We start from the raw sequence: 20,222 nt of genomic DNA on the forward strand, positions 1-20,222 counted from the left end.
ACGATACTGTTAGATGAGGCCAACTTCCTGAAACTTCGCTTCCACGATCTCGCGGTCGAAAGGCTTCATGATGTACTCGTTGGCGCCGGCACGAATTGCACGAGCGATATGCGCTACGTCGTTTTCGGTCGTACAGAAAACGACGATCGGCTTTTCGCCGCCTTCTTCACCACGCAGGCTCGTCAGGAATTCAAGTCCGTCCATGACGGGCATGTTCCAATCCAGCAGGATCGCGTCCGGCATGGTCTTGCGGCATTCGTCCAGCGCCTGCTGGCCATCTTCCGCTTCCGTGATCTGAAAGTTCAGGTCTTCCAGAATTCTGCGGGCGACCTTCCGGATGACGCTTGAATCGTCAACTACAAGGCACTGTTTCATCAGGTTTAACTCCACTTTCGACCAGCCGGTCGATCACAAGGTTATGCAGCAACCAACGGCTGTTCGGTGAACATTGCGCCCAACAGGCGATCGACATCCAGAATGACCATGAGCCTGCCTTCAAGCCGATGCACACCACCGGAAATTTCGGCCCAGCGCTTGTCGAGATTTGACGGATTCGCCTCGGTCGAGGCGACCGGCAAGGTCAGGACTTCGCCGACCGAGTCGATCATCAGGCCGTAACTCTCGTGCTTGTACTCGATCCCGACGGCCATCATCTGCCCTTCCTTCAGGGGCGGCAGATGCAGCCGGCGGCGCATATCGATGGCCGTCACGATCCGGCCGCGCAGATTGAGAACGCCGGCCACTTCGGGCGCCGAAAGCGGCACACGGGTGACGCTCTCGGGCACGAACACGTCATGCACCTGGGAAATCGGCAGGCCGAACAGCTGTCCGCCGATGACCACGGTGACATACTGGATGCTGTCACTGCCAGTGGTGACTTGTTTTTCCAGCACAGTCATGCTGCTACTCCCATCTCACCGGAAAACACATCTTTCAGGGCTGCGATCAGGCCCGGACGGTCGAACTTCGCGACGTAGTCGTCGAAGCCCGCCTGACGGCCGCGCTCGATGGAGGCCGGCGTAACCATGGCCGACAGGGCCAGGACCGGAATGTTCCGGAACCGCGGATCGCGCCGAAGCGCTTCGCAGAACTCGAAGCCGTTGATTTGCGGCATTTCGATATCGCTGACAACCGCATGGAACTTCGCGCCGTTTTCAAGCAGCTCGAAGGCGTGGCTCGCGCTGTCGCAGGTCGTGACATCGTAGCCGGCAGCCTTCAGAACAGGCGTCAGCATGTTGCGGAAGAATGCGGAGTCGTCGACGAACAGGACCTTCTTGGTCAGCGCTTCGATGTCCATTTCCTTGCGCATGAACCAGTCTTCGAAGGCCTGCGGCAGGTAGTAGCCGAGGTCGATGATTTCCGTCGCGCGTTCCTTGATCACCGCAGAGCCGAGAACACCCGGGCGTTCGGACCCGACCTCGATGTTCATGCGGTCCTCGACGATGTCGACGATTTCGTCGACGACGAGGCCCATGGACCGGCCGCTGTCGGAGAACACCAGCATCGGCTGGGTGCCTTCGACCTTGTGCTGATCGCCGTCGGTGACATAGACGAGCGGCATGAGCGCGCCGCGGTACTGAACCAGATCCCGTCCGTTGGAGCGCTCGATCTTGGAGACCTCGAACTCTTCCAGGCGGGTAACCAGCGAAAGCGGGACTGCCTTGGGCTCCGGCGCACCGGCACGGAAGAGAAGCAGCGAAATCGACGACTGATTGGTATGCGCCCTCTTCGCCAGATCTTCCGCTTCTTCTTCTTCGGCCTGTTCCGAAACAGCACTGGAGGCATGGCTTGCCATGGCGCTGGCCACTCCGTTCGGGTCAATGATCATGATCACCGAGCCGTCACCGAGAATGGTGTTTCCGGAGAACATGGTCAGGTTGCGCAGCATCGTGGACATGGGCTTGACCACGATTTCCTCGGTGTGGAAGACGCCGTCCACCACGACACCGAAGGTCTGGCTGCCGACCTGCATGACCACGATGAAGCCGTTGTCCGCATCGATCGCATTCTCGACGTCTTCGCCTTCGTAGATGCCGAGCAGCTGGGACAGATGCACCAGCGGCAGAAGCTTGTTGCGCAGACGCAGAACCGGGGTGTCCTTGATCCGCTCGATCCGGTGTTCGGAATTCGTCTGGACCCGCACCAGCTCAACAACCGAGAGCTGCGGGATCGCAAACCGGTCGCCGCTGGCTTCCACGATCAGGGTCGAAACGATGGCCAGCGTCAGCGGGATCTTGATGGTGAAGGTCGTGCCCTTGCCCGGTGTCGAGCGAAGATCGACCGTACCACCAATGATTTCGATGTTGTTGCGCACCACATCCATGCCGACGCCACGGCCGGAAACGCTGGTCACCTCTGCCGCGGTGGAGAAACCGGCAGCGAAGATGAACTTGTGGATCTGCGCATCCGACATCTTGTCGAATTCGGCTTCGGTCGCCAGCCCGCGCTCAAGCACCTTGGACTTGATCTTGCTGACGTCGAGACCTTTACCGTCGTCGCGGACTTCGATGATGATGTGACCGCCTTCATGGTAAGCGGCAAGGGTAATGGTACCCTTTTCATGCTTACCTGCAGCCTTGCGGTCCGCCGGCATTTCCAGGCCGTGGTCGGCCGAGTTGCGGACCATGTGGGTCAGCGGATCCTTGATCATTTCAAGGACCTGGCGATCCAGTTCGGTATCCGCGCCGATCATTTCGAGTTCGATCGGCTTTTCCAGTTCCTGGGACAGGTCACGCACGATACGCGGCAGCTTCTGCCACGCGTTGCCGATCGGCTGCATGCGCGTCGCCATGACGCCTTCCTGCAGTTCGGCGGTAACGTTCGAAAGCCGCTGCAGAGGAACCTTGAATTCGCTGTCTTCGTGACGGCGGACGATTTCCAGAAGCTGGTTCCGCGTCAGCACCAGTTCGGACACCATGGTCATCAGGTGCTCGAGTGTATCGACCGCAACGCGAATGGACTGGTTGGAAACGGACGAACCGCCGGAGGATTTCTTGTCGCCGTCAGCCTTGGCCTTGCCGGCACTCTTAGCGGCAGCCTTCTCCTTGGCCGGAGAAGCCGCAGCAACCGGAGCTGCCTCTTCAACAGCCTCTTCTGCGACCGGATCCGCTGCGGCTTCCGCCTCGACTTCGGTTTCGCGGAAGGCCCGCTCCAGTTCGTCGAGAGAAACCTCGCCGGGGCGCAGGGGGCGTTCCAGGCTCTGCTCCGGCAAAATATCGCCGGCAGCTTCCTCTTCCGGCGCTTCCGCCTCGGCTTCTGCGCCGCTTGCAGCTGCACCCCCGGTATCCGCATTGGTCGACATGCGTTCCATTTCGGAAATCAGATCGCTGTCGTCACCTTGCGGTTCCTCGCCTTCCGCCGCTTCGAGATCGGCAAGGATTTCCTTGATCCGATCAATCGACGTCAGGATGATCGACACGGCCTCTTGCGTGACGGGAGCTCCGTCACGGAACTTGCCCATCAGTGTCTCGGCAGCGTGAGCGATGCCTTCCAGTCGAGGGAGCCCCAGGAAGCCGCATGTGCCCTTAATCGTGTGCACGAGGCGGAAGATGTTATCGAGAATTGTCGCGTTGTTTGGTTCTTGCTCGAATTTGACAAGTTCAACGTCGACAACGTCGAGACTTTCATTGGTCTCAGTAATAAATTCCCTGAGGAGGTCGTCCATGGCCTGCTCTCACCCGACTGGTTACTGGTTCCGCACCTCGAAGAGGCGGCTGGACCGTTATGTCCATGTCGAAAGGGTGAGGCGAAACAGTTAAGATACGCTGAAGCGCAAAAAGAGTTTTTCTTTCTATATTTTATATTTTCATGGAGGCCGTAATTTTTACAAGGTCCTCATCTTTATCGATATCAAGCTTCATCCCGCTTTCCCGGGCGAGCAAAAGCGCGTAAATCGGCTGCACCGAATGGGCATCGATCCGTTCGGGCTCTTCTCCAGACAGCGTTTCCTTCATGCCCAGCGGAATACGCGGGTTGAGGCCTTTTGCGGTCAGGGTGAAGGAAGGAGCGGACGGCTCGCCCTCCATTTCGACCTTGATTTCACCGCCGCGCGGCACGCACTGGTTAGCGATCAGGATAAGATTTAGCAGAAGTTTGACGAAATTCTTCGGCATCAGGTGCCGCTGCACTTCCCAGACCAGGTCGGACTTCTCGTTTTCCATGAACCCGGTCGCGACAACCTGCGCATCGCCCATGTCGATCTCCGCCCCGGCTGAACCGGCCGCGCCGAAGGCAAGGCGCGCAAACTGGAGTTTCGCCGACGCCTGGCGAGCGCTTTTCCGGATCAGGTCCATGGCGAACTCGCGCATGTCCTCCGATCCTTCCTCGTCCAGGACCTCAAGCCCGTTGGTGATGGCACCGACCGGGCTGATGATGTCGTGACACACCCGGCTGGCAACAAGGGCAGACAGGTCAAGCGCGGAAAGTTCTTTAAGTTCGGGCATGGCTATCCAAGGCTCTTTCGGCGAACTGATGCCAAATGATTCGTTAACTGTGTTTTCAAGGGATACACACGACAGGCATCAATGCCAAGCCGCAGACAAATTCACCGGCTCGCAACACAGCCAGTTTTCTGTGCATTTGCTTCCGCGTCCTTCAGCAATTGCCCGCCATTGACGAGAAAAAGGAACCGGTTGACCTCCGAATGGAAGAAAACCAGCTTTCTGCCGACGATGGCGAATATGAACGGGTTTCCGGACGTGGCGAAGCCACTGCTCAGGGCATAAGCGCCGCACGCGGCAAACAACGGGGCGTATGTTTCAGGGTTTTTCCTGAATGCCGCCAGGTTTCCCTGGTTGACGAACACCCACTCGGCGCCTCCCCATTTGTAGGAGAATTTCCGGCTTCCCAGGCGCGGGCGATTATCGACGAAATAGGAAACCGGGTCGTTGCCGCCAATCGCGTATCCCGCGATCGGATCGGGCACGAATAGCGGTGGACGCGCGTTGCCCTGCTCCATTCCACCGAAAAGTCCGGCTCCCAGGCAGAAAGCTGCGAGACAAAAGAGCGTGAGCCTTACCCTCGACCTATTTCCACTCCAGTTTTGCATTTGCCCGGACTATGCGTTTGGCTGTCTTTACTGGCGAATCACTCGCACAGCGCAGACACTATAGCACCGGCAAAGAACGATCCCGGTTTATCGCAGGGCGCACCTGCAGACCCGTCCTGTTCCTTTGAGGAGAAAGCCTTCCATGTCAGCAATGCCCAAAATCAAGATCCTGCAGAGCCTGGCAGCCATCATGGTTTTCGGTGCGGTTCTCGCACTACCGCGGCTTCCCGTCACCACGGACATCGGCCAGGCGCACGCTCAGCCGCCGGAGCAGACCTACGGACAGGACCAGGTCGTCGCCACCGGGCACAAGTTTTTCGGATCCGTTTCGGGCGGTCTCGCCTCGGTCGTGGAAAAGGCCTTTTCCAAATACGGTGAACCGAACGGCTATATTCTCGGTGAGGAAGGTGCGGGCGCGATCGTCGCCGGAGCCCGCTATGGCGAAGGCCAGCTTTATACCCGAAACGCGGGCACGCATAAGGTCTTCTGGCAGGGACCGTCCATCGGATGGGATTTTGGCGGCAACGGCGACCGGGTGATGATGCTGATCTACAACCTGCCGACCGTGGATGCCATATACAAACGATACATCGGCATCAACGGATCCGCCTACCTTGTCGGCGGTGTCGGCATGACCGTTCTGTCCAACAACGAAGTTTTCGTGGTCCCGATCAAGTCCGGTGTCGGAGCCCGTCTGGGCGTGAATATCGGCTATCTGAAATTCACCGACAAGCCCACATGGAACCCGTTCTGACCGGAAGGCATGAATCGGTTTCCCTCTGAAAATGACGCAGGGGACCCGGCGGACAACGGTGCAAATCGTTGCCCTCCGTCATCGCGTCGTTTATTGATGCACTGTGATTTGAAGTCCTGCAAGTGATCTGGAGCCGGTCGTGATCGAAGCGGCAATGTATGGTGCACTCGGGTTTTTTACAGCCACGCTGCTTGGCCTGGCGATCCTGCCTGCTGTCTACAGGCGTGCGGTCCGGCTCACCCAGGAAGCCATGAAAGCCGTCAATCCGTCCACCTACGCGGAAGTCCGTGGTGCTCAGGATCACGAACGCGCCCAGCATGCCCTTGCGCTCCGGAAAGTGGAACGGGCCTTGGAGAAGGAACGGGAAAATGCCGTGACCTTCCGCCTGGAAGCCGGCAAGCTGGCCGCCGAACTGATCAAGGAAAAGTCGAAACGCGAAGCCGAACTCAAGGGTCTTCGTCAGGAATTCGAAAACGAGGACAGGAAAAAGACCGAGGGTCGACAGGCGGAGCTGCGGGCGGAATTGGAATCCATCCGTCAGAAGCTGCATGAGACCGAACAGGCTTTGGCGGCCGCTCATGCGGAAGCGGACGTTCTCAAGGCGAAATCAACCGACGACGGCGGATGGCTACCGGCGGAAGACACGATGGCACTCGCCACGATCACCGGTCTGGAATCCCAGATTTCCACGCTGAAAGCGCGCCTGGCGAAATATGAAGGCGGAGAGATCCCCTCTGTCGATATGCATCTGGAAACCGGTGCAGCCAAACTCCAGAAAATCGTGAAAGACCTGGAAGCACAGCTGGTAGATGCCGAGACCCAATATATTTCCGCGCAAGCGGAAGTCGCGCGCCTGACCGTGCAGATCGAAACCGTCGACCTGCCGCGCGATGAAGTCGTGGAACGGCTGGAGCGCGATCTGAAATGGGCCGAAACCGAAAAGGCGCGCCTGACCGCCCTGACCCGGGATCGCGAACGGACGTTGCTCAGGGCACAGAACCAGATCATGCGCCTGCGCCAGGACCTGAGCGCAACTCCCGCACTTGCCGGCCTGCGCGAAGAGCTCAAGGAACTCGGCAAGCGGATTACGGATCGCGACGCCGGGCCTGTTTCGAAAAATTCAGAAAACACGGACAAACACGCCGTAGCCGCGGCGTCCAAGACGGCAGGCAAGACGGACAGCCGGAAACGGCCCGAGACAGAAGCCGAGCGCACAGCCAAGACCAGAAAAGCCCGGAAGACAACATCAGAAAGCGAAGACAAAGGGCAAACACCGGTCAGCGCCCTTGTCAGCCGGATCGTCAAATCCAGCCAAGCAAATGCGGACAGTAACGCTGCGCCAACCGGCACCACCGAGTCCGAGAAGGAACCCAATACCGGTTCCAAGGACAAGAAACGGGACGTTGCTTAAACCTTCGACCGTCGAACAGCGCAACGCGCTATTCTGCCCTCATTTCGGGCCGATCGCCTACGCCTGCAGCACCTGATATTTTCGCCAATGCTTTAATTGTGTCTATATGGACACAATTTCGCCTTGAAGGTTGCCCCGACGGAAATATTGTGTTCCAAAGAAGCGTATTTATTGCTTTTATCGGCATGTCGATTTTACGCAGATTGTTAATTTCAGATTAAAAGACGCGCGGAAATCGGCATTGAGGGGCCAAACAGACGCGATATTATGATCAATTTTTCCGGATACCGATTCCGCTTCATTCAGCTGTCGCTTGGCGGATTGCTCGTGCTCGGCACGGCAATATCGGCCCCTGCCACAGCCGAGCAAGCGCCGCCGACCATCCATCATGGACTTCGCGCTGATGCGATAACACGGCTTGAAAACTACGTTTCTGGCCTTGATCGCCGCGAAAGTGCCCCGATCGTTCTGGCAGCCGACGACACCCTTCTTGAGGAGTCCGGCGATACGCTTTTGAACAATCCGGATGACGCGGCCGCATCGGATTCGGATACTCTGCTGCCCGGTGACGACAGCGACAATCTCCTGGCGACGCCCGCGGACAGCGGAGACGACCTACTCACGTCCGATGACAGCGGAGGCGACGATCTCCTCTCGGGCGGAAACGAAAGCGGTGACGATCTTTTGAGCGCCGACGGCGGAGGGGACGACCTTCTCCAGCCGAGCGACGAGGAAAACCTGCTTCTGCCCGGCGGTGGCGGGCTGGAAACCGCGGAAGAGGACAAGAAGAAAGAGCCGGCGATCACGCAGAGGACTGCCAACGAAGCACACGAAAACCTGTTTATCGAAAGCAAGTATCCCTCGGCCAACACCTGCGCCACCTGCCATCCGCGCCAGTACGAACAATGGTCGGCCTCTCAGCATGCCTACGCCCAGCTGAGCCCGGTCTACATGGCCATGCAGACGGCCATCAACATCAAGACTAGCGCGACCAATGGCGACTTCTGCATCCGTTGCCACAACCCGGTCGGCATGAACCTGGGCGAATCCCTTTACGTGACCAATCTGGACCGGCCGCCCACCTCGCGCGAGGGGATTACCTGTGTGGCCTGTCACCGGGTCAACAAGAACTACGGCAAGATCAGCGGCCGTTTCGCCCTGGAACAAGGCGACATCTTCTCCCCGGTCTATGGCCCGAGCGGCAACCAGGAACTCGCCCGGGTTCTGAACCACCCGGAAGAATACCGCGTCTCGAAATCGAAAGACGATCCCGGCCGTAGCATCCACACGCAGGCCAAAAAGTTCTTCACCCTGACGAAGCCGAGCTTCTGCGGAACCTGTCACGACGTGACCCTTTTGAACGGTTTTCGTCTGGAAGAGGCCTTTGCCGAATACAAGCAGACGCCGGCGGCCAAGCGCGGCGAAACCTGCCAGGATTGCCACATGGGCAAAATCCAGGGCGTCGCCTCGGGCTATGACTACGGCCCCGCGGCCGTCGTCGGAGATGTGGCCACCAAGAACCGAAAGCTGACCAACCACGCCTTCGCCGGGCCGGATTATTCCATCATCCATCCGGGCATTTTCCCGCACAACGTCGAGGCGGCCGAGTTCAAGACCCTGCGCGAGTGGCTGCAGTTCCGGTATTGGGAAGGCTGGGGAACGGACAAGTTCGAGGATGCCGTTTCCGACAGCTACAAATTCCCGAAAGCCTGGCAGTCCATCGACGACCGCTACGATGCTCGCGCAATTCTCAAGGTCCAGTTCGAACGCCTCGGGAAGATGCGCGTGCTTCGCGAACAGGTTCTGCGCAACGGCTTCAAGCTAAGCGACATCAGTATCCACCAGAGCGATCGGAACGGCCTGAAATTCTCGGTGGATGTGCGCAACGGAACCGACGGCCATGCGGTCCCGACGGGATTCGATGCCGAACGGCTGATCTTCCTCAAGGTGGAAGTCAAGGACAGGCATGGAAAGACCGTGTACGTCTCCGGCGACCGGGATCCGAACGGCGATGTCCGCGACTCCCACTCCTTGTACGTCCACAATGGCGAGCTGCCGCTCGACAAGGATCTGTTCAGCCTGCAGTCCAAGTTCCTGGTCCGCATGATCCGCGGCGGCGAACGCGAACAGGTCCTTGCGATCAATACCTCGACAGATGTTCTGCCCTTCGTTCGTCCCGAGACGCGCGCGACGACGATCTACGGCCGCCCGCGCGGCGCCCGCAAGCACAAGCAGACCATCGAGCCGAACGCCAGCCGGACCGCAACGTACGACATACCGGCTGACAGGCTGAGACCGGGGGAAACCTATTCGATATCGGTCAGCCTGGTTTCCCAGATGGTGCCGGTCAATCTCATCGCCGCCATTCAGGGGGCGGGCTTCGACTACGGCATGAGCCCTGCACAGATAGCCCGAGAGATTGTGCGTGGAAGTTCCGTCCTCTGGACGCGCCGGTCAAAAGTCCGGATCGACTAGGGGGCCATGAGGGGGATGATGAACAACGTGCGCATCGGCAAGGTCCTGTTCTATCTGGCGCTGTCTTGTTCGGCCTTGGGCGACAAAGCCCTTGCGGCAAGCAGCAGCGCGCTGAGCGAAGAACCCCGCCCAATGTTGACCGAAGAAGAGGTTCACAAGGCTCAGAAACGGTATGGGGGCGGGCACCACAGCAGCACGCTGCCGACAAAATCCAAGCCGCTGTTCACCAAGGAAAACGAGCCTAAACCAACGCCTCCGATCATCGAGCGCGGCGACAAGTTCCTTGCGAACGGAAACATCGAACCCGGCTACACCCTGCCCACGGGCGCGGTCTGGCAGCCCGGCCTCTGGGTGTTCGGCAACTGGCGGAATGCAGCCGGGCACTTCGACAACGGCAGGGCGGAAAGCCAGGAGTACCTGGCCACCCGCCTCGACCTGTTCTTCAATCTCAAGCTGTCGCCGACAGAACGCATCCTGCTCGGGGTTACGCCATTCACGGACGGCGCCCAGCAAACCGGGATCCTGCATCGCGATTCCCAGGGAACCACGTTCGAAAACGGCCTCAATCCTTATATCAACACGCTGTTTTTCGAAGGCGAATTCGGCGAAATCTTCCCGAACCTCGACCCGGACGACAACAAGGCCCTCGATTTCGGTTTCGCCATCGGCCGTCAGCCGATCTTTTTCCAGGAAGGCATCATGATCAATGACACGATCGATGCCATCGGGATTACCCGCGATACGATCATGATACCCGGCCTGACGCCGGACATGCGCCTGACGGCCCTCTTCGGCTGGAGCAACATCCACCGGAACGACAATATTCGCGACCGCGATGCCTACCTCCTGGGTCTGTTCTCGGAAACCGACCTGCGCTGGAGCACGGTCAACCTGGACGGATCCTATGTCATCAGCACCAATCCTCAAGGTGGTGACGGATTGTTCCTCGGTGCCGCCGCGACGCAGCGCATCGGTCAGATCAACACCTCTTTCCGTATCAACGGCTCACTGGCCGTCAACGAAAAGGGCCCGGCGGTCGACAGCGGCGTGCTCCTGTTCTCCGAGATTTCCCGAACTGTGACGGGCTCGGAAAACCTTGTTTATGCGAATGCGTTCTGGGGCATCGAGAACTATTCCTCCGCGGCCCGCGGGCCGACCACCGGCGGACCGCTCGGCCGCGCCGGGATTCTTTTTGCTTCTCCGGTCGTCGGTTTTGCCGGCTCCGCGCTGTCGAACCAGGCAAATGATGTATTTGGCGGCGCCCTCGGCTACCAGATGTTCTTCAATCATGAAAAAACGCAGCTGACCCTGGAACTGGGTGGGCGGAAAGATACCGACGGCTCGAATACCGGAGCAGTTGCGTTCGGCGGACAGTTGCTGCACGCTTTGAACAATCGCAGCAGCATTCAATTGGACGGCTTTGTCTCCGAAGGTCAGAACCAGACCACGGGAACCGGGCTACGGTTGGAGTTAAGGACTCGGTTCTGATGTTCGCAAAGCCAAAAGCCATGCGCAAGAAGGGGAGCGTTCGATGATGCTGGCGCTCCAGATCGGCGGCGGGTTTATCGTGATCGCGGCGTTGCTTCAGGCAGGCGCCGGCGCGATCGCCCAGGTCGCCGGCGCCCTGCGCAAGCGGAGCATGGACCAGCAGCGTCTCGCGTTTTTCAAGAAACAGACCGACATCCTGATCAATCGCGCCGAAGCAGACCGGCAGCGCAACGTCCTGACCTGGTCCGGCAAGCGGAAATTCCGTGTCATCAAGCGGCAGATGGAAAATCGGGTCGGAGATATCTGTTCGTTTTATCTGGCGCCCCATGACGGTGGATCCCTGCCCCCGTTCCTGCCCGGCCAGTTTCTGACATTCGAACTGAACATTCCCGATCAACCCCGCCCGGTCGTCCGGTGCTATTCGCTTTCCGGAAGCCCGGAAGATCGCGATTTTTACCGGATTTCCGTGCGTCGCCAGGGCCCTCCCCCTAAAGCGGGACCCGAGATTCCCGGCGGGCTTTCGTCGAATTTCTTCCATAACAACGTGAAGGAAGGCGACGTCATCGACGTCATGGCGCCCAATGGCAAATTTCATCTGGACGTTCATTCCGACCGTCCGGTGGCGCTGATCGGCGGCGGTGTCGGCCTGACACCGGTCCTGTCGATGCTCAAGTGGCTGGCCGATACCAACAGCCATCGGGAAGCCTGGTTCTTCTATGCCGTGCGAAACGGCGAGGATGTCGCCTGTATCGACGAAATCCGGGAAATCATAAACAACAACAGCAACTTCCATCTGGTCGTCCTGTACAGCGAACCGGCTGATAACGACGTTTCGGAAAAGAACTGCGACTGCGAGGGTTATCTCACCGTCGACGTGATGAAGACCTATCTCGGCACGTCGAATTACGAGTTCTACATTTGTGGCCCCCCACCCATGATGAACGCGGTGACAACCCATTTGAAGGAATGGGGCGTTCCGGAAGACGATATCAATTTCGAAGCCTTTGGCCCCGCATCCGTGAAGAAGACGGCTACGGCGGGGAGTGCGGAAAACGCCCCAGGCGATGGCGAAGCGCGGACCGTCAGCTTTGCGCGGTCAAACAAGTCCGTTCCCTGGAACGAAACTGCAGAAACATTGCTGGACCTTGCCGAGGAATGCGGCGTTCAGATCGCATCGGGCTGCCGGGCCGGGAATTGCGGCACCTGCGCGACGGCCGTCAAGGAAGGCAAGGTGAGTTATGTCACGCCTCCGACAAGCCAGCCGGCAAAGGGCACTGCTCTCTTGTGTATTGCCTGCCCGGACGGGGACATCGTCCTCGACGCCTGAGCAAGACGGCAATTTTCAGACCTCTTAATTCATTTGAGAAACAGGACGGTAAAATGAGTATGAAGCGAATGATTTCAAGACGTTGGCGGTGGCTCGCTGTAATAGCCGTCCCGATGTTCTTCTCCGCATTCACGGCGCCGGCCATGGCCATCGATGCCGATCTCGTCGTCGGTCCGAACGAATGCGCCGAATGTCACAAGGCGGAAGCCTCGACCTGGCAGAAAACCCACCACTTCGCCACCTACCGCAGCCTGCCCCAAAGCAAGGAAGCGAAGGAAATCGCCGAAAAAATGGGCGTGAAGCGGCTGAAGGCGGACAGCCTTTGCTTGAACTGCCATTTCACCAGCCAGACGGTCAATTCGAAACCGGACGTCATCGCCGGCATTTCCTGCGAGTCCTGCCACTCTGCCGGCAAGAACTGGTACAAGGTCCATTCCGGCTTCAGCGGGAAAAAGGAAGGCCAGGAGACACCTCAGGAAATTGCCGCTCGCTGGGCCAAGGCCGAAGAGGCCGGCATGATCCGTCCGAAAATGACCTATACGCTCGCCAAGAACTGTTTCAGCTGCCACCTGGTGCCGAACGAGAAGCTGGTCAATGTCGGTGGTCATGCCGCCGGCAGCCCGTTTGAACTGGTCAGCTGGTCCCAGGGCGAAGTGCGCCACAACAACTGGTACAACAAGGGCGCCAGCAACAAGGAAGCCTCGCCCGAGCGCAAGCGGATGCTGTTCGTCGTCGGCCGTATCGTCGAGCTGGAAACCGCCCTGATCGGCGTCAGCAAGGCAACGGAAAAGGCGGACTACGCGCTGAAGATGGCGAAACGCGCCGACAACGCACGCAAGGTGATGGCGAGCCTCGCCAAGCTGCTGCCGGACGCACCCGAACTGGTCGAGATCACCAAGGTCGCCAACTCGGCAAAGCTGAAACTCAACAACGAAGCCGAACTGATCGATGCAGCCGGCCAGATTTCGGTCCTGGGGCTGAAGTTCTCCGACACCTACGATGGCAGCACCTTCGCCGCTGTCGACAAATACATACCGGGTCCGGACAAGTACAAGGGACCGGTCTCGAACTGAGGGCCGTGGGTTTGGATCCGGAACTCCGCGACGAGCGCAACCAGCGCTGGGATGAACCCTTCGGCGGGGAACCGCTGGGAGAGGAAGCCATTGCGCGCATCCTCGCCCTGCCGGCCTTCTCCGGCATCAACGCGGGCGACTTCCCGGACTGGCTGCCTCTCGACCGGATCATCGCCAACGACGGCCGTCTCCGGCGCTTCAATCGGGGCGAAGTGATTATCCGCAAGGGCGATTACGGCAATTCGCTGTTTGCGATCCTGGAAGGCAAGGTGATCGGCCTGTCGTCACCGACGGCCGGGGCAGGCTATGTCAAACCCGGATCCCGGAGCCGGAAATCCTGGTCCCGCTCGCTTGGGCAGTTGCTGGCCCGGCGCAAACCGGCGGAATACCGCAAGACCCGCCGCAAGGCCGGGGCGCGATGGAAGCCCCACTCGCCCCAGGCCAGCGATCTCGGCGAGTTGGGCAAGGTCGATGTCGCGACGCTGGAAACCCAGGATTCGGCCTTCACCCTGCAGCCTCCGGAAATGTTCGGCGAACTGGCGGCCCTGACACGCAGCCTGCGCAGCGCAAGCGTTTTCGCCTTCGAAGACGATACGGTTCTGTTCGAGCTGCGCTGGCAGGGATTACGGGACATCCGCAATTGGTCGGAACCTTTCCGGCAGCGGATCGACACGCTCTATCACGAACGCGGACTGCTGACCCGGCTCCAGGAATGCCCGGTCTTCGACCATGTCAGCCGCGACAAGCTCGATGAAATTGCCCGCCAGTCCCTGTTCGAGACCTACGGCAATTTCGACTGGACGCACCGTTTCAAGCGCGAAATCGCCCGGCAGGCCGGAACAGGGCACGTCATCGAACACGAGCCCCTGATCTGCGAACAGGGCAACCACCTCGACGGACTGTTGTTGATCAACAGCGGCTTCGCCCGGGTCAGCGAGCGCGTCGACCATGGCGAGGCGAACGATCAGCCACCTCTCGCGCAACGACACGTTCGGGCTGGACGAAATCGCGGCCATGGACAACGGCGGCGGCGGCATGACCCTTGATGTCAGCCTGCGCGCCATCGGCTATGTCGATGTGATCCGGATTCCGACGAACCTGATCCGCGCCCATGTGCTGCCCGGCCTCCCCCGCAAATTCCTGAAAAAGGACCTGTCCGCCGACGTGAAGGGCCGTCAGGAGGAAATGCGCCAGGGGATGATGGATTTCGTCGTCGATCACCGGTTCATCAACGGCGAAAACGCCATGGTGATCAACCTGGATCGTTGTGTCGGCTGCGACGACTGCGTCCGCGCCTGCGCGACCGCCCATGATTACAATCCCAGATTCGTGCGCCACGGCTATTCGTTCGAAAATGCCATGATCGCCAATGCCTGCATGCATTGCACGGACCCGGTCTGCCTCATCGGCTGTCCAACCGGGGCCATCCACCGGACTGAAAACACCGGCGTCGTCGTCATCGACGATTCGATCTGCATCGGCTGTGCGACCTGCGCCAATTCCTGCCCCTACAACAACATCCGCATGGTCGACATCCGCGACGAAACCGGCGCCCTGGTCCGCGACAACGACGGAGAAGTGATCAGCCGCGCGACCAAATGCGATTTCTGCTCCGATCAGCTGACCGGCCCGGCCTGCGTTCAGGCCTGTCCGCATGATGCGCTGACCCGTACCAATATCCGCGATACCGAGAAGTTGCTCCAATGGCTTGGCTGAACTGGTTCTTCGACCGGGGCGTGCTCCTCAACCTCGTGTTCGCCGCCGCGGCCTACGCGCTGTTTATGCTCGGCAATCTCGGCTATGACGTGTCCCTGCGCGACGTCCAGTATTTCAACGGCTGGATTCTCCTGGGCTGCATGGCGGTGATGATGCTGCTCACCTTGCGCAAACGCATGGTGATCCTGCCGTTTGGTCGCGTCCGCTTCTGGTTGCTGCTGCATATCTACCTCGGTTTCGTCACCGTCGGCATTTTCCTCGTCCACACCCATTATCGGCTCCCGAACACGCCGCTGGAATGGCTGTTGTGGGGCCTCTTCGTCCTGGTTGCCGTCAGCGGGCTGGTGGGCACCTGGATGAGCAAGACCATTCCGACACGGCTGGAATCCTTCGGCGAACGGATGATTTTCGAACGCATTCCCGTCTTCCGGGCCCAGCTCGCCGCCGAGGCCGAGGCCCTGGCGCTGAAGTCCGTGGCAGACGGCAACACCCAGAGCATCGCCAAGCTCTATAACGACCTGCTCGGCCGGTTTTTCGCCCGCCCACGCAATATCCTGGCCCATTTGCGCGCTTCCCGGCTACCGCTGACCCGGCTTCAGGGCGAACTCGATTCCATCGAGCGCTATCTCGACGCCGACGGCAAGGCCCGGCTGGCGCGGCTGCGCGAACTGGTCGAAGCGAAAAACAGTCTCGACTTTCATTATGCCAACGCCGGCCTGTTAAAGCTCTGGCTGTTTTTGCATATCCCCCCAACCTACGCGCTGGCAGTGGTGATCGTCATTCATGTCGTCATCGCCTACGCCTTTTCGACGGGGATAGCCTGACGTGAGCGTGCTGCAGAAATTCGGCTTCAAGGACAGCCCCTACCAGCGCCCGCAGGACAAATGGGTCTGCGGCCACCTTGCGGAAGGAAAGCCCTGCCCCCTTGGCCCGGACATGCACGGCAAATGCGGTGCGAGGGCGGCATGCGAACCGCACCTGGAAGATGGCCGCTGGCAGTGCAAACGGTCGGCACTGGAAGGCGGACCTTGCGAAAAGGGTCCGCTTCCGGACGGCCGCTGCTGCATACAGCAGGAATCGTGCGTTCCGCAACCAAGCCTGCGGACCAGACGAGGACGCATGGCCCGTTGGGCGGCCGCTCTCGCCGTCGGGCTGGTGGTTCTGATCGTCGCAAGCAGTCAGGCGGGTCGTTTCCTGATGCCCGGGCCACTGACGTCCGCCCATGCCAGCCTGACGAATTGCGACACCTGCCATGCCGGCGTCAAGGCCGAGAAGCTCGGGTGGCTTCACAGCTTCGCGGCAACGACCAGCGCCAAAGACAATTCGAACTTGTGTGTCGCCTGCCACAACGTCGGCGATGCACCGTTTTCACCGCACACCAACCCGGTCGAACGGCTTGAGAAATTGACCGCGGCCTACAGCGATGGCCCGGACGGGCGGGCGATCAAGAACGACAACTGGGTCTATCGGATTTCGTTCCCTCCGCCGAAACAGACGTCCGGGAAAACCGAGATTTTCTGTGCTACCTGCCACCAGGAGCACGAGGGCGGGATCCATGATCTCACCACGGTCTCGAACCTGCGCTGCCAGACCTGCCACGTCTCGAAATTCGGGGAATTCGTCGGTACGCATCCGCAGTTCACGAACTTCCCGTTCAACCGGCGCACCCGGATCATTTTTGACCACAAGTCCCACTTCGGAACCCATTTCCCGAAAGCCGCGGAAACGAATGCCGCCTCCGTTCCCGGCACCTGCATGGACTGTCATGAGCCCGGCGAAGACCAGCGCTACATGGAAGTCCAGGCCTTCGACACCATGTGTTCCAGCTGCCACGAGGGCGACATTCTGGGCACGACGCGCGTCAGCGGTCCGAAAGGCATCAATTTCCTTGCCGTTCCCGGCCTCGATGTCGCGACTCTCAACGAGCGCCATATCGATATCGGCGACTGGCCCGAGTATTCGGAAGCCAGGCTGACCGCCTTCATGAAGGCCCTGCTTGCGAAGAACACATCCGGCCAGGGCATTGCCGACCAGGTCGCCCAACTCGACCTGCTCGACCTGACCGATGCCAGCGACGAGGATCTCGCCAGGGTCGCGGACCTGGCCTGGTCGGTCAAAAGCCTGTTCTCCCGTTTCGAGAATGACGGCATCATGAAGGCGATGCACATGCCCGCCGATGACAGCGGCACGGACATGAACCGCCTGGACATGTCCTATCTGACCGGCCTGATTTCCCATGACGTGATCGCATCCGCAAACCGCGACTGGTTCCCCAACCTGCAGGACGATCTGCAACGGCACGACAACGGCCAGCCGACGGCCGCCTTCGAAGCCCAGAAGAAGGCCGAGGAAGACGCCGCAGCAGAAGCCGCAAAGAAGCAAGCCGCTGCAACGGCGGAACCGGCGTCTTCGCCCGCCGCCGGGCAAGATGCGGATGACGGGTCGATCCTGGGCGGCGACGATACAGGGTCAGACGGCGACATTCTCGGATCTTCCGACGATCTTGCCGGTGGCGGCGATGGCGGCACGGATCTGCTCAGCCAGCCCGCCGGTGCGGACGGCGCCGATGCGGGCCTGCTCAGCCAGCCGGCAGGTGCGGACGACGCCGATGCGGGCCTACTCAGCCAGCCGGCCGGAGCCGACGAGCAACCGGCCAAGGAAGCGCAATCGGGCGGGGATATTCTGTCAGGCAACGACAGTTCGTCTTCCGATGACATCCTGTCCGGCGGCGACACTGCGCCCTCAGAAGATAAGGACTCGATCCTTGGCGGCGGCGATAGCGACGGCGGCGACATCCTGTCTGGCGACAGTGGCGGCGGCGATATCCTGTCCGGAGACAGCGACGGTGGCGACATCCTCTCAGGAGACATTCTGTCCGGAGATGGGGGCGGCGCCGGCGGTCTGGAAGTGACGGACACGGACAGCGACGCGCAACCGGCCGCCCCCCAGCAAACGCCGTTCGATCCGGAAGTCTGGGCGGAGCTCGGCGGCTGGTACCGGCAGGATTACACCATCCGCTACCGCCCGATGGGCCATGCCGACCGCTTCCTGCGCAGCTGGCTGGATTATTCCGGTCACGCCTTCGGTACGGACCGGCAGGGCACGCTGGAGCCGATTTTCGACCAGCTTGCCTCGTCCGATGCCGTCGGACGCTGCACCAAGTGCCACAGCGTCGATGACGAAAGCGGGATGCAGCACGTGAAATGGAAGCCGTTCAACTCCGGACGGGTCAAGGACCGCTTCACGAAGTTCTCCCATGAGCCCCATATTGACGCCGTGGGCGACAAGGGCTGCCGGACCTGCCACGAGCTGGACCCGGCTCCCGATACCTATCTGGAAACCTACAAGGGCAACGATCCGGCCGTCTTCTCGCCGACCTTCGCTCCGATCGAAAAGAACATGTGCACCGATTGCCATACGGACGAGGCCGCCGGCGAGAGTTGCACGCTCTGCCACAATTACCATGCGACCCAGTTCGGCAGACCGCTGGTCCCGACCAAACTGCCGTAAGTTTTCCTGGAACATCGGGCGATAAGGCTGGCGGCGGGCCTCAGTCGAACAGCTTGCGGAACCGTTCCTGCGCGAAACCGGCGTTCAGGGCGACGGCCTCCCGGTAGTCCGCCTTCGCGCGGTCTGCCTTTCCAAGCCGTTTCAACAGCGTCGCCCGCTGGAAGTAGGCTCGGGCAAAGCCGTCATTGGCGGCGATGACCTTATCGAGATCGTTCAGCGCTTCCTTGGTTTGTCCGGCTTCCTGGTAGGCCAGGGCGCGATTGTAAATCGCGAGCGCGTTTCCGGGCTGCGCCTTGATCGCCTGCGAATAGTCGGCGATCGCCTGGCTGAATTTCCCCAGCTTCGCGTAGGCAAAGCCGCGGTTGAAAAACGCGGCCGCATACCCCGGCTTCAGCTTGATCGCCTGATCGTAATCGGCAACCGCCTCCTCATACCGGCCAAGCTTGCGTTTCGCATAGCCGCGGTTGTTGTAGGCGGCCGCATAGGTCGGCTTGAGCCGGATCGCGGCATCGTAGTTCAGAATGGCCGCCTCATAGTCTCCGGTCTTGCGGTAGATGATGCCGCGATTGTTGTAGGCATCGGGAAAGTTGGGTTTCAGGCGGATGGCGACCGTATAGCGGAGGATGGCCGCCTCATAGTCCTTCTGGGCCGTCAGGGCGAGACCGCGATTGAAATACCGGTTGGCGAAGCGGCGCTGCGCCGGTGCCTTGATCTGGGGATAGTCGTTGCAGGAATCCTGAAAGTCCCGGGCCTCGTCCAGGACGAACCGGACATCGGGCGGGTTCTTCTTCTTCCAGTCATTGGCACTGTGGCCGGTGATCGCATAGACGTAGCCCCGGGTTTCCCCGGGCAGGCCCGAACGGCCCCTCAACCAGGCGTCGACGCGCTTCTCCCCGGCGTTATAGGCCGCCGCCGCCAGACCGGCATTGCCGTATCCCTTCCACAGGTACGAAAGCAGATTGGCCGACGCGTTGATCGCGGTCATCGGCTCGAATGGATTTTCCAGGCCCCAGACCTTCGCGGTCGACGGCATGAACTGGGCGATGCCTTCCGCCCCCATCGGGCTGATGGCGTCCGGATCGAACCGGCTTTCGGTCCAGATCAGCCGAGCCAGAAAGGCAGGCGGCAGGGAATAAGCCTGCGCCGCGGCTTCGATTTTCGTGCAGACCTTGGCAATGAAGGCGGCTTGCTCGGGCGTCGGCGGCGGAGAGATCTGCTCCGAGCCCAATTCGATAATCTCGCGCAGCCTGCCCGGATCGGCCGCATGCGGCCCCATGATCGGCTCCGGCCGGCCGAGCCCCATCGCAGCCCCCTCGCCCGGCAAGGCAGCGACCGTTAAAAGCCCGATGGCAACCGGCAGATAACGCAAGAACCGGGTCAATTGCAGGCAACCTCTTTAAATGAAATCACGTCAGTCCAAT

15 protein-coding genes and 1 pseudogene are annotated in these 20,222 nt (G+C 60.2%); 10 read left to right on the plus strand and 6 right to left on the minus strand.

The features are described 5' to 3' along the window. Positions 1-9: 9 nt before the first annotated feature. The 5 genes from ABIN98_RS16100 to ABIN98_RS16120 all read right to left on the minus strand — a co-directional run bounded on the left by ABIN98_RS16100 (position 10) and on the right by ABIN98_RS16120 (position 4,957). Positions 10-375, minus strand: a complete 366-nt coding sequence (locus ABIN98_RS16100; protein WP_346911603.1) for a response regulator — start codon at positions 373-375, stop codon at positions 10-12. A 41-nt stretch (positions 376-416) separates the two neighbouring features. Further along, positions 417-899 (minus strand): chemotaxis protein CheW, encoded by a 483-nt coding sequence (locus ABIN98_RS16105; RefSeq protein WP_346911605.1) that lies wholly within the window; start codon positions 897-899, stop codon positions 417-419. Further along, the gene (locus ABIN98_RS16110; protein ID WP_346911607.1) at positions 896-3,664 is read right to left on the minus strand and encodes a hybrid sensor histidine kinase/response regulator; all 2,769 of its coding nucleotides are present in this window, start codon (positions 3,662-3,664) and stop codon (positions 896-898) included. The genes ABIN98_RS16105 and ABIN98_RS16110 overlap by 4 nt, the downstream gene beginning before the upstream one ends. A gap of 133 nt (positions 3,665-3,797) precedes the next feature. Continuing rightward, a complete protein-coding gene (chpT, locus tag ABIN98_RS16115) occupies positions 3,798-4,442 on the minus strand; it encodes a histidine phosphotransferase ChpT (protein ID WP_346911608.1) in 645 nt (214 codons plus the stop codon). A 101-nt stretch (positions 4,443-4,543) separates the two neighbouring features. Beyond that, positions 4,544-4,957, minus strand: a complete 414-nt coding sequence (locus tag ABIN98_RS16120; RefSeq protein ID WP_346911609.1) for a YHS domain-containing (seleno)protein — start codon at positions 4,955-4,957, stop codon at positions 4,544-4,546. Between the two features lie 232 nt (positions 4,958-5,189). Between ABIN98_RS16120 and ABIN98_RS16125 the strand changes: the two genes are divergently transcribed. From ABIN98_RS16125 to ABIN98_RS16170, 10 genes and pseudogenes are all read left to right on the plus strand, one after another. Beyond that, positions 5,190-5,801, plus strand: a complete 612-nt coding sequence (locus tag ABIN98_RS16125; RefSeq protein ID WP_346911610.1) for a DUF1134 domain-containing protein — start codon at positions 5,190-5,192, stop codon at positions 5,799-5,801. 139 nt (positions 5,802-5,940) lie between these two features. Continuing rightward, positions 5,941-7,212: a hypothetical protein gene (locus ABIN98_RS16130; protein ID WP_346911611.1), complete on the plus strand. Its 1,272-nt coding sequence runs from the start codon at positions 5,941-5,943 to the stop codon at positions 7,210-7,212. A 267-nt stretch (positions 7,213-7,479) separates the two neighbouring features. After that, the gene (locus ABIN98_RS16135; protein WP_346911612.1) at positions 7,480-9,687 is read left to right on the plus strand and encodes a multiheme c-type cytochrome; all 2,208 of its coding nucleotides are present in this window, start codon (positions 7,480-7,482) and stop codon (positions 9,685-9,687) included. Positions 9,688-9,693: 6 nt separating this feature from the next. After that, positions 9,694-11,175, plus strand: coding sequence for a hypothetical protein (locus tag ABIN98_RS16140; protein ID WP_346911613.1), 1,482 nt, complete (start codon positions 9,694-9,696; stop codon positions 11,173-11,175). A 43-nt stretch (positions 11,176-11,218) separates the two neighbouring features. Next, on the plus strand, positions 11,219-12,502 hold the full coding sequence (locus ABIN98_RS16145; protein ID WP_346911614.1) for a 2Fe-2S iron-sulfur cluster-binding protein: 1,284 nt from the start codon (positions 11,219-11,221) through the stop codon (positions 12,500-12,502). A 53-nt stretch (positions 12,503-12,555) separates the two neighbouring features. After that, on the plus strand, positions 12,556-13,575 hold the full coding sequence (locus ABIN98_RS16150; protein WP_346911615.1) for a multiheme c-type cytochrome: 1,020 nt from the start codon (positions 12,556-12,558) through the stop codon (positions 13,573-13,575). A gap of 11 nt (positions 13,576-13,586) precedes the next feature. Then, positions 13,587-14,621: a cyclic nucleotide-binding domain-containing protein gene (locus ABIN98_RS16155; RefSeq protein WP_394701524.1), complete on the plus strand. Its 1,035-nt coding sequence runs from the start codon at positions 13,587-13,589 to the stop codon at positions 14,619-14,621. A gap of 331 nt (positions 14,622-14,952) precedes the next feature. Continuing rightward, a pseudogene (locus tag ABIN98_RS16160) lies at positions 14,953-15,180 on the plus strand (4Fe-4S dicluster domain-containing protein); the annotation flags it as partial. A gap of 98 nt (positions 15,181-15,278) precedes the next feature. Beyond that, positions 15,279-16,115: a hypothetical protein gene (locus tag ABIN98_RS16165; RefSeq protein ID WP_346911618.1), complete on the plus strand. Its 837-nt coding sequence runs from the start codon at positions 15,279-15,281 to the stop codon at positions 16,113-16,115. Position 16,116: 1 nt separating this feature from the next. Continuing rightward, positions 16,117-18,801 (plus strand): hypothetical protein, encoded by a 2,685-nt coding sequence (locus ABIN98_RS16170; protein WP_346911619.1) that lies wholly within the window; start codon positions 16,117-16,119, stop codon positions 18,799-18,801. Between the two features lie 40 nt (positions 18,802-18,841). Here ABIN98_RS16170 and ABIN98_RS16175 read toward each other — a convergent pair whose 3' ends face one another. After that, the gene (locus ABIN98_RS16175) at positions 18,842-20,182 is read right to left on the minus strand and encodes a tetratricopeptide repeat protein (RefSeq protein ID WP_346911620.1); all 1,341 of its coding nucleotides are present in this window, start codon (positions 20,180-20,182) and stop codon (positions 18,842-18,844) included. Positions 20,183-20,222: the final 40 nt, after the last annotated feature.

The organism is uncultured Roseibium sp., assembly GCF_963675095.2.
Lineage (GTDB): Bacteria > Pseudomonadota > Alphaproteobacteria > Rhizobiales > Stappiaceae > Roseibium.

Coding starts and splice junctions, on each gene's coding strand:
- ABIN98_RS16165 (WP_346911618.1), top strand. CDS start 15,279: ATGGCTTGGCTGAACTGGTTCTTCGACCGGGGCGTGCTCCTCAACCTC.
- ABIN98_RS16140 (WP_346911613.1), top strand. CDS start 9,694: ATGAGGGGGATGATGAACAACGTGCGCATCGGCAAGGTCCTGTTCTAT.
- ABIN98_RS16120 (WP_346911609.1), bottom strand. CDS start 4,957: ATGGAGCAGGGCAACGCGCGTCCACCGCTATTCGTGCCCGATCCGATC.
- ABIN98_RS16105 (WP_346911605.1), bottom strand. CDS start 899: ATGACTGTGCTGGAAAAACAAGTCACCACTGGCAGTGACAGCATCCAG.
- ABIN98_RS16135 (WP_346911612.1), top strand. CDS start 7,480: ATGATCAATTTTTCCGGATACCGATTCCGCTTCATTCAGCTGTCGCTT.
- ABIN98_RS16150 (WP_346911615.1), top strand. CDS start 12,556: ATGAGTATGAAGCGAATGATTTCAAGACGTTGGCGGTGGCTCGCTGTA.
- ABIN98_RS16110 (WP_346911607.1), bottom strand. CDS start 3,664: ATGGACGACCTCCTCAGGGAATTTATTACTGAGACCAATGAAAGTCTC.
- ABIN98_RS16145 (WP_346911614.1), top strand. CDS start 11,219: ATGATGCTGGCGCTCCAGATCGGCGGCGGGTTTATCGTGATCGCGGCG.
- ABIN98_RS16125 (WP_346911610.1), top strand. CDS start 5,190: ATGTCAGCAATGCCCAAAATCAAGATCCTGCAGAGCCTGGCAGCCATC.
- chpT (WP_346911608.1), bottom strand. CDS start 4,442: ATGCCCGAACTTAAAGAACTTTCCGCGCTTGACCTGTCTGCCCTTGTT.
- ABIN98_RS16100 (WP_346911603.1), bottom strand. CDS start 375: ATGAAACAGTGCCTTGTAGTTGACGATTCAAGCGTCATCCGGAAGGTC.